General features: G+C 56.3%; 11 protein-coding genes, 1 tRNA gene and 1 pseudogene. 9 read left to right on the forward strand and 4 right to left on the reverse strand.

What is annotated here, in order from left to right:
• The first annotated feature begins 71 nt into the window (after positions 1-71).
• Entirely contained in the window at positions 72-1358 is a 1287-nt protein-coding gene (locus CNX70_RS26855; protein ID WP_096238049.1) for a Glu/Leu/Phe/Val family dehydrogenase, read from the forward strand.
• A gap of 179 nt (positions 1359-1537) precedes the next feature.
• On the opposite strand, the gene galE is transcribed toward CNX70_RS26855, so the two are convergent.
• The 4 genes from galE to CNX70_RS26875 form a co-directional block, all read right to left on the reverse strand.
• Entirely contained in the window at positions 1538-2557 is a 1020-nt protein-coding gene (gene galE / locus CNX70_RS26860) for a UDP-glucose 4-epimerase GalE (protein WP_096238050.1), read from the reverse strand.
• A 146-nt stretch (positions 2558-2703) separates the two neighbouring features.
• On the reverse strand, positions 2704-3384 hold the full coding sequence (gene trmB, locus CNX70_RS26865) for a tRNA (guanosine(46)-N7)-methyltransferase TrmB (protein ID WP_096238051.1): 681 nt from the start codon (positions 3382-3384) through the stop codon (positions 2704-2706).
• A 252-nt stretch (positions 3385-3636) separates the two neighbouring features.
• Positions 3637-4794 (reverse strand): Fic family protein, encoded by a 1158-nt coding sequence (locus CNX70_RS26870; protein ID WP_096238052.1) that lies wholly within the window; start codon positions 4792-4794, stop codon positions 3637-3639.
• 360 nt (positions 4795-5154) lie between these two features.
• Positions 5155-5228: transfer RNA gene (locus CNX70_RS26875), tRNA-Gly, on the reverse strand.
• 299 nt (positions 5229-5527) lie between these two features.
• Between CNX70_RS26875 and CNX70_RS28465 the strand changes: the two genes are divergently transcribed.
• The 8 genes and pseudogenes from CNX70_RS28465 to rfbD all read left to right on the forward strand — a co-directional run bounded on the left by CNX70_RS28465 (position 5528) and on the right by rfbD (position 13186).
• Positions 5528-5791: a hypothetical protein gene (locus CNX70_RS28465; protein ID WP_157751300.1), complete on the forward strand. Its 264-nt coding sequence runs from the start codon at positions 5528-5530 to the stop codon at positions 5789-5791.
• 302 nt (positions 5792-6093) lie between these two features.
• Positions 6094-6450: a diacylglycerol kinase gene (locus CNX70_RS26885; RefSeq protein WP_096238054.1), complete on the forward strand. Its 357-nt coding sequence runs from the start codon at positions 6094-6096 to the stop codon at positions 6448-6450.
• A gap of 269 nt (positions 6451-6719) precedes the next feature.
• Entirely contained in the window at positions 6720-8138 is a 1419-nt protein-coding gene (locus tag CNX70_RS26890; protein WP_096238055.1) for a mannose-1-phosphate guanylyltransferase/mannose-6-phosphate isomerase, read from the forward strand.
• A gap of 77 nt (positions 8139-8215) precedes the next feature.
• Positions 8216-9679 (forward strand): undecaprenyl-phosphate galactose phosphotransferase WbaP, encoded by a 1464-nt coding sequence (wbaP, locus tag CNX70_RS26895; protein WP_157751302.1) that lies wholly within the window; start codon positions 8216-8218, stop codon positions 9677-9679.
• A gap of 53 nt (positions 9680-9732) precedes the next feature.
• Complete coding sequence (gene rfbB / locus CNX70_RS26900; protein WP_096238057.1) at positions 9733-10812, forward strand: dTDP-glucose 4,6-dehydratase; 1080 nt, start codon at positions 9733-9735, stop codon at positions 10810-10812.
• A complete protein-coding gene (rfbA, locus tag CNX70_RS26905) occupies positions 10812-11705 on the forward strand; it encodes a glucose-1-phosphate thymidylyltransferase RfbA (protein WP_096238058.1) in 894 nt (297 codons plus the stop codon). The genes rfbB and rfbA overlap by 1 nt, the downstream gene beginning before the upstream one ends.
• Positions 11706-11728: 23 nt before the next feature.
• Positions 11729-12274 carry a dTDP-4-dehydrorhamnose 3,5-epimerase gene (gene rfbC, locus CNX70_RS26910; protein WP_096238059.1) on the forward strand — a complete coding sequence of 182 codons (546 nt, stop codon included), beginning with the start codon at positions 11729-11731 and terminating at the stop codon, positions 12272-12274.
• A 40-nt stretch (positions 12275-12314) separates the two neighbouring features.
• Positions 12315-13186 (forward strand): annotated as a pseudogene (gene rfbD, locus CNX70_RS26915) (dTDP-4-dehydrorhamnose reductase).
• Positions 13187-13393 lie beyond the last annotated feature (207 nt).

Raw genomic sequence — 13393 nt, forward strand, 5'->3', positions numbered from 1 at the left:
CGGTTCCGCTGCGCGCAACTGCATTCGGCTGCGCCTCTAACGTATTCGTATTGTCCAGGAGCTTATCAAGCATGACCAGCAAGCACGCACTTCCTTCCTACCTCAATCCTGAAGACCTGGGCCCATGGGGCGTCTACCTCGAGCAGATCGACCGCGTTACGCCTTACCTGGGCAACCTGTCGCGCTGGGTGGAAACGCTGAAGCGTCCCAAGCGCATCCTGACGGTCGACGTGCCTATCGAACGCGATGACGGCAGCATTGCCCACTACGAAGGCTACCGTGTGCAGCACAATCTGTCGCGCGGCCCGGGCAAGGGCGGCGTGCGCTTCCACCAGGACGTGACCCTGTCGGAAGTGATGGCCCTGTCGGCCTGGATGACGGTCAAGAATGCAGCCGTCAACGTGCCATACGGCGGCGCCAAGGGCGGCATCCGTGTCGATCCGAAGACCCTGTCGCGCAATGAACTGCAACGCCTGACGCGCCGCTACACGAGCGAGATCAGCATGATCATCGGACCGAACAAGGATATTCCGGCGCCGGACGTCAACACGAATGAACAAGTCATGGCGTGGATGATGGACAGCTACGCCATGATCGGCGGCAATATGTCGACCGGCGTGGTGACGGGCAAACCAATCTCGCTGGGCGGCAGCCTGGGTCGCCGCGATGCCACGGGCCGCGGGGTGTTCGTCGTCGGTTGCGATGCGGCTGCCAAGGTCGGCATGTCGCTCGAAGGCGCGAAAGTCATCGTGCAAGGTTTCGGTAACGTTGGCGGCGTCGCCGCACGCATGTTCGCGGAAGCCGGTTCGAAAATCGTCGCGGTACAAGATCACAAGACCACCGTGGTGCATGCCGGCGGCTTGAACATCCCGCAATTGCTGGCACACGTGGCCGAAGTGGGCAGCGTCGAAGGCTTCCCGGGCGCCGAGGCATTCGTGCCACGCGAAGATTTCTGGGGCATCGATTGCGACATCCTGATCCCGGCCGCGCTGGAACAGCAGATCACGGCCGAGCGCGCACACGTCATCCGCGCCAAGATCATCCTGGAAGGCGCCAATGGCCCGACCCTGCCGGCAGCGGACGACATCCTGACCGACCGTGGCGTATTGATCGTGCCGGACGTGCTGGCCAACGCCGGTGGCGTGACCGTCAGCTACTTCGAGTGGGCACAGAACTTCTCGAGCTTCTTCTGGACCGAAGAAGAAATCAACAGCCGCCTGACGCGCATCATGCGCGAAGCGTTCGACGCGGTATGGCAAGTGTCGCAAGAGAAGAAAGTGTCGATGCGTACCGCCACCTTCATCCTGGCATGCACGCGCGTCCTGCAAGCGCGCGAAGTGCGCGGCCTCTACCCATAATGGCTGCCTGAGAAAATGCCTGGGGCGTTGTTGCCTGCCCCTCGCCGTACTGGCGTACTGTCTTCGGGGCGGCGCCTAGCCCCAGACATTTTTCAGGCGCCATTGGTTTGCTGGTGCTCTAAAAAAAATCCCGCCACACTGACGTGTGAGCGGGATTTTTTATGGGCGCGGGATTTGCGTCAGGCTGAATAACCTTGCGGGTTCTGGTGCTGCCAGCGCCAGTGGTCGCGGCACATGTCGTCGATGTTTTTCTGCGCTTGCCAGCCCAGCAATTGCTTTGCCTTGTCGGCCGAGGCATAGCAGCTGGCGATGTCGCCGGGGCGGCGCGGCACGATCTGGTACGGCACGGCGCGGCCGCTGGCGGCCTCGAAGGCACGTACGGTATCGAGCACGCTGTAACCGTGGCCCGTGCCCAGGTTGACGGTAAAGCCGCCCTCGCTGGAAAACAGGCGGTGCAACGCCGCCACATGGCCCAGCGCCAGGTCGACCACGTGGATGTAGTCGCGCACGCCCGTGCCATCGGGCGTAGCGTAGTCGTTGCCGAAGACGGCCAGGCGCTCGCGGCGACCCACTGCCACCTGGGCGATGAAGGGCATCAGGTTATTCGGAATGCCGGCCGGATCTTCACCGATCAAGCCGCTGGCATGCGCGCCAACCGGATTGAAATAGCGCAGCACACCGACTTGCCACTGGGCGTCGGCATGCACGACATCGGCCAGGATCTGCTCGACCATCAGCTTCGAGCGGCCGTACGGATTGGTCACGGACAGGCGCGACGATTCGAGGATCGGCAAGGCTTCCGGGTCGCCATACACGGTGGCCGACGAGCTGAACACAAAACGCTTCACGTTCGCCGCCGCCAGCACTTCCAGCAGCGCCACAGTGCCCGACACATTGTTATCCATATACATCAACGGCTGGGCCACGGATTCGCCCACCGCCTTCAAGCCTGCGAAATGGATCACCGCATCGATGGCATGCTCGCGCAAGACGGCGCTCATGGCCACGCGGTCGCGCACGTCCGCTACATAGAAGGGCACGCTTTTGCCGGCAATGCGCTCCACGCGCGCCATGGCTTCGCGCGCGCTATTGCACAGATTATCCACCGCAACGACATCAAAGCCGGCAGCGAGCAATTCGACGCACGTATGCGAGCCGATGAAACCGGATGCGCCGGTGACGAGTATTTTCTTGGACATAATATCAATCAATACAAAAAAGATAAGGCTAACGTAATTCCCCCACCGTGCCTAGAGCGCACGCTGGCGCGCATGAAAAAAGCCTGCGGCGTCGCCGCAGCAGGCTTGTTCTCGTGCAAACGGTACCGGTGGGCAAACCGCCAGGTTTAGTTCTTGATGAAGACCAGATCCCACACGCCATGGCCCAGCTTCAAGCCACGGTTTTCAAATTTGGTCAGAGGACGATACGCCGGCTGCGGCGCATAGCCATCGGCACTATTGTGCAACTGCGGCTCGGCGCCCAGCACATCGAGCATTTGCACCGCGTAATCTTCCCAATCGGTGGCGCAATGCAGATAGCCGCCCGGCGCCAGGCGATCGGTCAATTGCTTGACGAACGGCGACTGGAGCAAACGGCGCTTGTTGTGGCGCGCCTTGTGCCATGGATCAGGGAAAAACACGTGGATGCCGGCCAGCGAATTGGCAGGAATCATGTGCGTGAGCACTTCCACTGCATCGTGCTGCAGCAGGCGCAGATTCGTCAGCGATTCTTCGCCGATCAATTTCAACAGACTGCCGACACCGGGCGTATGCACTTCGACGCCGATAAAATCCTTCTCCGGCATGGCCTTGGCGATATGCGCCGTCGTCGCCCCCATGCCAAAACCGATTTCCAGGATGACCGGCGCCTTGCGGCCAAACACTTGTTCGAAGTCCAGCGGCTCCTTGGCGAAAGGCACCAGGAACTGCGGCCCCAAAGTCTCAAGCGCGCGCGCCTGCGCGACAGACAGCCGTCCCGCGCGGGTCACGAAGCTGCGGATGCGGTGTTCGGTCGGATCGTACATCATCGGCCGCGCCGGGCCGTTTGCTGGGGTATCAGAAGACATGGGAATGAAGAAATAAGTGGCCGCGCCGCATAAAATCAGGCGCCAGCGAAAAATGGAGCGGGTGAAGGGAATCGAACCCTCGTCGTACGCTTGGGAAGCTCGACAAGGAACTCAACAACCATGCGGGCTTACGGCCCGTTTCTGCTCCGCAAAAGTGACATTATAGCAGTGGCGTAAGTTAGCATCCATGCGGGGATTACCCTACCAGCCTACTTACGCAGGACCAAGCAAGGACGCGGATATGAATCCTTCATTGGATAGCGCGTTGATGGCCCCGCGAAGCAGGTAGTTATTCGTAAAGCACATCGTGTACTGGCGTGCGCCAGGCTTAATGGGCTGCAGCATCTTCCCTTCCACCAGGCGCTTGATTTGGTAGGTGCGCTGAGCTGGATTTAGCCCCGGCATCACCCTGGCCAGATCGCCAGATTTTGCAGTGCCCAGCTTTACCACTTCAAGCAAAATCGCCTGCTCCTCATGCGTTATCAATTGCCGCTGGACCGAATAGGCAAGCGCGGGGATCAGGATCTTTTCTTTCAAGAAAGTGTAATCCGTCAACCGGTCTACTTTTTGCAGTTCATCCAGGATGCCTTGCAAAACGTAGGTGCACCAGCGATCCAGGCTTTCATCCGTCCCCTTGTCAGCGCATGAAAGCATCGCATAGTAGCGCTCGCGGTCATTGCAAAAAACAGCGGTCGGGTTTAACACCCGCCCGCCTGTCTTGACGTTGAAGCCGTACTTGATCAGGAGGGCATAGGTCATCAAACGCACGACACGCCCATTACCGTTGCTAAAGGGATGGACCCAGCCAAAACGATGATGTGCTAAGGCAACCTTAATCAAGGCATATTTGGGAGCATCATCCCGGTTGATGAACCCCATCAGCTCTTCCATGTAACCAGGTACAAGGACAGGATCTGGCGGAAGATGGTCTGACTTGGCAATGCGGACCGCTCCCGTTCGATATGCTCCTGGCGTGCGGTCGCCCTCCCTCTCCAGGTCATGCACCGCCAGCGCGTGCAGCTCCCGGATGAAGTGTTCCGACACCGCAGAATTCGGCGTCACCACATCCTCGATGTACTGCATCGCTTTTTCGATGTTGGATATCTCGCGCACCTGGTCGCTATCGTTTGTGCCCCCTTCTACCGAAGACTCGACGTAATCCGCAAGCGTCGTATGGTTGCCCTCGATTCGGGCAGACCCCAAGCTTTCCAGCATGTGGAAAATATGCTTGAGCTGAAAGAAGGTGGACGCAGGCGTCGTGCCCCCGATTTGCAAGCGCCGCAAGTGTTCCAGTTCCGTTAGAACATCGACAAGCGGCGAGTCGAACGAGGGATTTAAAAGCTTCAGGTCAAAGTGGTGGAAGTCTGGCATAGCGATCCTGCTCTTCTTAAATGGCGTCAAGGACTAAGTTGAATTTTTAAGATAATACATCTAAAAATCATATACTTACGAACGCCAAACGATTATCACATGTGTAATAACGCAAAATAACAAGTCAAGCTATCTCCACTTCCACGGGTCATCGGGCCTGCAGTGCAAGTTTTCATGTGCCGGCAGACGAAAATAACACGGGGTTTTTCGGAAAAAAATTGCCGATACAACAATTAAAATCAGCAAGATTTACTGCCTAAAGAGCAACAAAACGAAGTATTAAAAATCTCGTTTTAGCGTCTTTTGTGCAGCAATTTTTTCTTTGTGGAGCGGCGAAAGAAGATTTCCACCGTTTTTCATTGGAGCGGGTGAAGGGAATCGAACCCTCGTCGTAAGCTTGGGAAGCTTCTGCTCTACCATTGAGCTACACCCGCGAAGCCTGCATTTTACGCGGGATGGCAAGGACTTGGCAAACTTGTGGATCGCTTTCGAATTCATCAGGAATTCTCGCGAAAAATAATAATAAAATAATATACCCGCATCGGCACATCAGCGTTTTTGTTGATAGAGAACAACATCGCGGCCAGCCTGGCACGGTGAATAGCCTGGAATACGGCGAAAATAAAATAAAATGTTGTTGCCTTGAACGGTGTGGCGCAGACTAGCGGAAGAAATGTTGCTACAATCGTGAGACAGTTTAGCATTCCCGCTGTTCAACCTAAAAGGATATCCCATGAAGAAAATTCTGATCGCTTCGGCAATCCTGTGCTTCGCTTCCGCACAAGCCATGGCTCAAACGACGGCACCAGTTGGTGGCGCACCTGTTCCAGCAGCAGCGGCACCAGCTGCTGGTGCTGGCGCTGGCGTTGCGGCTGGCGGCACCATCGCCGGCCTGAGCACGAGCGCCCTGATCGCCATCGGCGCAGCCGTTGCCGTTGTGGCCGGTGCAGCAAGCTCGGACTCGACCACCTCGCACACCACCCCAACCCACCATTAATACCTGGCTGCCAAGGCAGCGACAGGTAGGTCCATCCTGCAGCTTGATATCGAGCCAAAAGGTGAAGGCCTGGTGCCGCAATAGCTGATATACATCAAATATGTCGACTATTGCAATAAAAGCCCTTTTCATTTGAAAACGGGCTTTTTTACTTTTTAGAAAATAACGAAGAGGCTGACGTCAGCTTTTCTGTTTTGACGGACGATGCAATATTGCGCGTGCATACATGCGGTATCCATTTATCCATTAAGAAATCCAGCTGCCATGTTCGTGAGATACCCTATTCAAGTGCCTCGCTCACCATGAAGAACCAGCCCTTTTTCAAGCGCATGGGATTTGCCTTGAGCGGCATTGCCGTCGCCCTGCGTCTCGAATCGAGCTTTCGCTTGCAATGCCTTGCCGCCCTCATGGTCGTGATCGTGCTCGCCTGGAGCAAGCCGGCAATGATCTGGTGGGCACTGCTGCTACTCAACTGTGGCTTGGTGCTGGCAGCTGAACTGTTCAATACGGCGCTTGAACACTTGATTGACCACCTGCATCCTGGCCTGCACCCCAGCATCAAGATCGCCAAGGACTGTGCCGCAGGGGCTGTGTTCATTCTCAGTATCAGTGCCGCCTGCATTTTTGTTGCTTTTTTGCTGGAAACGCTTTCCAGTTGAGTAGCTATAGCTGCCAAGCAAATTACAATGCATGGGTCGCCAAGGCGCCTCGCTGTTCACGTCAACATTCGAGACGGTGAGAAGAAACACGTAGATTCCTATAATTCATTAAAATAATAGCTTTTTGAAATATTTAATCTTTACCAATACTGATTTTTGCACGCCTTGCGCATGCATGACAGTGCGTAAAACAATAATCGCTTTTTGCGAGCGACTAACGACTCAGTTCCCATTTGGCGACGCTGTTTTAATTTTGAATTGATGCGTAGATGAACATTCCCCTTGTACCAGTGATTCTTTGCGGTGGTTCCGGCACACGCTTGTGGCCCCTGTCGCGCGAAGGCTATCCTAAACAGTTCTTGCGTTTGTCCGGCGAGACCAGCATGTTGCAGCAGACGCTGCAACGGCTGACTGGTATTGAGGCCTTGGCACCGGCTTTGCTGGTATGCAATGAATCGTCGCGTTTCATTGTCGCGGAACAGTTGCGTGAGATAGGCCTGAACAATGCCCGCATGGTGCTCGAACCGATGCGCCGCAATACGGCGCCGGCCATTGCCACCGCAGCGCTGCAAGCGATGCAAAACGGCGACGATCCCATCCTGCTCGTATTGCCTTCCGACCATGTCATCCTGGATACCCCAGCGTTCCACCGCGCCATCAACCTGGCGCGCGATGCTGCAGAACAAGGCAACTTGCTCACCTTCGGCATTACCCCGACAGGACCGGAGACAGGTTACGGCTATATCCGCGCCGAGGGCGGCGCAGCTGGCCAGGTCCAGCGTATTGTCGAATTCGTCGAGAAGCCTGCCCTGGCGCTGGCTGAACAATATATTGCCAGCGGCGACTATTTCTGGAACAGTGGAATGTTTGTATTCCGCGCCAGCCGTTACCTGGAAGAACTTGAACGCTTTCAACCTGCCGTCGTCGCGGCGTGCCGGGAAGCGCTGGCCAAGGCGAAAAGCGACCTCGATTTCATCCGCCTGGACCACGATGCCTATGCCGCCAGCCCGGATATCGCCGTCGATTACGCGGTCATGGAGCGCACCAGCCATGCGGCCACCATCGCGCTCGATGCCGGCTGGAACGATATCGGCTCATGGGCCGCCGTCTTCGACGTGGCAAAAAAAGACGCCAACAACAATAGCGCCCAAGGCGATGTGTTGATGCAAGATTGCAATGATTGCCTGGTGCACGGCAATAGCCGCCTGGTGACCGCCATCGGCATGCGCAATACCGTCATCGTGGAAACGGCTGACGCCGTATTGGTCATGGATGCGGATCAGGCGCAACATACCAAGACCCTGGTGGCGCAGTTGATTGCCAAGGACCGTGCTGAAGCCACCATGCACCGCGAAGTGTTCAGACCGTGGGGGTCGTACGATTCCATCGGCAACGGCGAGCGCTTCCAGGTCAAGCGCATCACCGTCAAGCCTGGCGCCAAACTGTCGCTACAAATGCATCACCACCGCGCCGAGCACTGGATCGTGGTATCCGGCACCGCCCAGATCACCAATGGCGACAAGGAATATCTGCTGACGGAGAATCAATCCACCTATATCCCTCTGGGCGTGGTGCATTCGCTGGCCAACCCAGGCAAGCTACCGCTGGAACTGATTGAAATCCAGTCAGGCAGTTATCTTGGAGAAGACGATATCGTCCGCTTTGAAGACCGCTACGGCCGCGTTTAAGCGAGCCGATCGCAGTGATATCCACTGCGATGCATCAAGTCATCCACACTGCAGTTTATAAGGTTGAGCAAGTCATCATGAAACCAATCGAAGGCATATTTCTACAAGAGCTAAAATGGTATTGCAGCAGCAGGGCAGAAAAATACTTTCTGACTTTTGCCGATGCGCTCGCCATATTCGCCGCATTCTGGCTCGCTGGGAAATGGACCCTCGATAGCAGCGACTTGAACAGCGTCGGCCTGGATAGCTCACGCCTGCTCAGCTATAGCCTGCTATCCCTGGTCACTCTGGCGATCTTCAAGCTGAAGGGCCATCATGCCAAACGTCGGCCGTACTCAAATGAAATCAAGGAACTGCTGAAGGTCACCATGGCCATGGGCCTGATCGACGCGGCCCTGGTCTTCCTCGACAAGCGCGACTCTTCGCGCGAGGCACTATTGGCCACCTGGCTGCTGGTGCCATGCTTTGTCTTGCTGCTGCGCGGCATCGTCAAGTATCTGCTGATGAAAGCGGGCGGCTGGATACGCCCCATGGTCATCATCGGCTGGGGCGACAATGCCTTGCAAACAGCACGTGCCTTCGATGAGGAAGCGTTGATGGGCTATCGCCTGATTGCCTTCCTGATCCCCGAAGGCCAGGAGCGCTTCGACCATCACTACCTCAACCGCAACAAACAGTCCGTTCCCTGTATTTCGCTCGGTGATGATCCGGAAAAAACACTCAAGATGCTGGGCGATCCGCATGCGGTCGTCGCGCTGGAGCAAGGTGGTATTGATGCCTATCAAGGCATGATTCAACAAGTCAGCCGCCGCGTCGTCAACATGCAAGTGGTACCAGCCGTACGCGGCCTGCCCCTGTATGGCATGGAGGTCAACCATTTCTTTACACATGAAGTGCTGCTGCTGACCATGCGCAACAACCTGGCGCGACCAGGTTTGCAACTGATCAAGCGCTGCTTCGACCTGACGATGTCGATCGCCGTGATGATCGTCGGCGCGCCCATCCTGCTGTGGATCGCCGCCAAGGTGATGGCCTCTGGCCGCCCCATCTTCTATGGCCACAAACGCGTCGGCCAGAATGGCAAGCATTTCCTCTGCTATAAATTTCGCACCATGGCCGTGAATGCCGATGTGTTGTTGAAGGAGCTGCTGGAACGCGACCCGGTCGCCCGTGCCGAATGGGACCGTGATTTCAAACTGAAAAACGACCCGCGCATTACCTCGATCGGCCACTTCTTGCGTAAGACCAGCCTGGATGAACTACCACAGCTATGGAACGTACTGAAAGGCGAAATGAGCCTGGTAGGCCCACGCCCTGTGGTCGATGCCGAACTGGAACGCTATGGCACACAGCTAGACTATTACCTGGAAGCCAAACCCGGTGTCACGGGTCTATGGCAAGTGAGCGGCAGGAACGATGTCAGCTACGATACGCGCGTCTATCTCGACGCCTGGTATATCAAGAATTGGTCTCTGTTCAATGACATCGTCATTTTGCTGAAAACGGTCAAAGTCATCTTCAAGAAAGATGGCGCGTATTAACAAAAATATAGCCAAAAATTAAATAATTTGCAAGGCAAGAAAAGGATAAGAGCATGATTTTAGTGACCGGCGGCGCCGGCTTCATCGGTTCCAATTTTGTACGAGATTGGCTGACACTCAATGATGAACCCGTCATCAACCTCGATAAACTGACTTACGCAGGCAATCTCAGTAATCTGGCCAGTCTGGAACAAGATCCACGGCATATCTTTGTACGCGGCGATATTTGCGATACCGCTCACGTCTCGCGCCTGCTGGCAGAGCACAAGCCGCGCGCCATCGTGCATTTTGCGGCGGAAAGCCATGTCGACCGCTCGATTCATAGCCCAGGTGAATTCATTTCGACCAACGTCAATGGCACTTTCGGCTTGCTCGAAGCCGCGCGCGCCTATTGGTCCGGCCTGACGGGCGAGGCCAAGGATGGTTTCCGTTTCCTGCATGTTTCGACCGATGAAGTCTATGGCACCTTGGGTCCGCAAGATCCGCCATTCACGGAAACGACGCCGTATGCGCCGAACAGCCCCTATTCGGCATCGAAAGCAGCCTCCGACCATCTGGTACGCGCCTATTTCCATACGTATGGCATGCCGGTGCTGACGACAAACTGCTCAAACAACTATGGCTCTTTCCATTTCCCGGAAAAACTGATTCCCCTCATCATCAGCAATGCCCGTGCCGGCAAGCCCTTGCCTATCTATGGCGACGGCATGCAAGTGCGCGACTGGCTGTATGTAGGCGACCATTGCTCGGCGATTCGTCGCGTGCTGGAAGCGGGACGTCTGGGCGAGGTCTACAACGTGGGCGGCTGGAATGAACTGGCCAATCTAGAAGTTGTGCATACCCTGTGCGACATCCTCGATACGCTCGATCCCAAGGCTTCTGGCAGCTATCGCGAACAAATCACGTATGTGCAGGATCGCCCCGGCCATGACCGCCGCTATGCCATCGACGCGCGCAAGATCGAGCGCGAACTGGGCTGGAAGCCGGCAGAAACCTTCGCCACGGGCATACGCAAGACCGTCCAGTGGTACCTGGACAACCAGGCCTGGGTCCGCGACGTGCAGTCGGGTGACTACTTGAAGTGGGTAGAACAAAACTATGCGGCACGCGATACGGCAAAGGAAGCAATCTGATGAGCGCAGCGATCGAACGCAAAGGCATCATCCTGGCCGGTGGTTCAGGCACGCGCCTGTATCCTGTCACCATGGCCGTATCCAAGCAGCTGCTGCCGGTGTATGACAAGCCGATGATTTACTATCCGCTGACCACCCTGATGCTGGCCGGCATACGCGACATCCTGATCATATCCACGCCACAAGACACGCCGCGTTTCCAGGAGTTGCTCGGTGATGGCAGCCAATGGGGCATCAAGCTCAGCTACGCCGTGCAGCCCACGCCCGACGGCCTGGCGCAAGCCTTCATCATTGGCCGCGAATTCGTCGGCGACGCGCCATCGGCGCTGATCCTGGGTGACAACATCTATTACGGCAACGACTTCGAATCGCAACTGCGGGAAGCATCTGCACGCACCAGCGGCTCCACCGTCTTCGCCTACCATGTCACCGATCCGGAACGCTATGGCGTCGTCGATTTCGATGCGCAACGGCGCGCCGTCAGCATCGAAGAAAAACCGCTCAAGCCAAAATCGAACTACGCTGTCACCGGTCTGTATTTCTACGATAGCCAGGTATGCGACATCGCCGCCGGCATCGCACCATCACCGCGCGGCGAACTGGAAATCACCGACGTCAACCGCATTTATCTGGAGCGAGGCCAGCTGAACGTCGAACTGATGGGCCGCGGCATGGCCTGGCTCGATACCGGCACGCATGAGTCCTTGCTGGAAGCGGGCCAATTCATCGCCACCATCGAAAATCGCCAGGGATTGAAAGTTGCCTGCCCGGAGGAAATCGCCTACCGTAAAGGGTATATCGATGCCGCCAAACTGGAACAACTAGCCCAGCCGTTGAAGAAAAACGCGTATGGCCAATACCTGCTGCGTCTGCTCGAAGATAAAATATATTAAGGCCTGATCGACTCATCCATACCATGCAAATTCAAACCACAGCAATTCCGGACGTCCTGATCATCGAGCCTACTGTCTTTGGCGATGATCGCGGTTTTTTCTATGAGAGTTTTAACCAGAAGCGCTTTGCCGAACTGACTGGCGTCACGCGCGACTTCGTGCAGGACAACCACTCCAAGTCCGCCAAGGGCGTTTTGCGCGGCTTACATTATCAGATCCAGCAGCCACAAGGCAAGCTGGTGCGCGTCACCGCTGGCGAAGTATTCGACGTCGTCGTCGACCTGCGCAAAAGCGCGCCAACCTTCGGCCACTGGGTTGGCATAGTACTGTCGGCTGCCAACAAACGCCAGTTATGGATACCTGAAGGTTTTGCCCACGGCTTCGTGGTGACCAGCGACAGCGCAGAGTTCCTGTACAAGACCACCGACTACTGGGCGCCGGAATTCGAGCGCAGCATCATGTGGAATGACCCGGCGATCGGCATCGACTGGCCGCTGGACGGCGAACCACTACTGTCGGGCAAGGACAAAGTCGGCACATTGCTGGCCAATGCCGACGTCTTCGCCTGAGCACTGCAACGCCGCCGCTCCACCCTTCATGGAAACAAATATGAGCCGTATCTTAATTACAGGAAAAAACGGCCAGGTCGGCTACGAACTGGAACGTAGCCTGCAAGGTCTGGGAGAAATCATCGCGCTAGACCGCAGCCAAATGGACCTGGCCGATCTGGACCAGGTACGCGACGTAATCCGCCGCATCAAGCCGACCCTGATCGTTAATCCGGCGGCCTACACCGCTGTTGACAAGGCCGAGAGCGAACCTGAACTGGCACTGCGCATCAACGGCGAAGCGCCGGGCGTGATGGCGGAAGAAGCCAAAAAGCTGGGCGCCGCGATGATCCATTACAGCACCGACTACGTGTTTGACGGCTCGAAAGATGGTCCCTACGTCGAAACCGATCCAACCTGCCCGATCAATGTGTACGGCAGCAGCAAGCTGGCCGGCGAACAGGCGATCCAGGCCGCCGGCATCCCGCACCTGATCTTGCGCACCAGCTGGGTCTATAGCACGCATGGCAAGAACTTTCTGTTGACCATGCTGCGCCTGGCAAAGGAGCGCGAAGAACTAAGTATCGTATCCGATCAGTTCGGCGCACCGACGTGGAGCCGTACCATCGCCGATACCACGGCGCATATCGTGGCGCAAAGCCTGGCGGCAAGCGACCAGCAAGCATGGTGGCAGGCACGCTCCGGTCTGTATCATTTGACGGCACAAGGAAGGACCAGCTGGTTCGGTTTTACCGAAGCGATCATGGCCCATGTGTCAGTGGATAGGAAACCACGTTTGAGTGCGATAGAGACCAAAAACTATCCTGTGCCGGCGAAACGTCCCCCAATTCGGTGCTGTCCTCACAACGCCTGATAGATACTTTTTGCGGTCTGCCTCAATGGCAGGAAGCCTTGAAGCTGTGCCAGGACTGAACCGGGCTACAATTTAAAGCGATTTCAAATAACCACGATTTGAGAAATTGACCTCATGAAGAAACAGAAGGCCAAGAAGGCGAAGTGCCTGACAAAGTGGTGTCTCAAGGTTACTTAACTCATTAACGAAATGGGTCAGACTATCGCCTGCATGACTGTTCGGGCCATGTAATTCTAAGAATAAACATTAGCTCTCAATTCGTGAGA

This window comes from Janthinobacterium svalbardense (genome assembly GCF_002327145.1).
In the GTDB taxonomy this organism is placed as follows: domain Bacteria; phylum Pseudomonadota; class Gammaproteobacteria; order Burkholderiales; family Burkholderiaceae_D; genus Janthinobacterium; species Janthinobacterium tructae.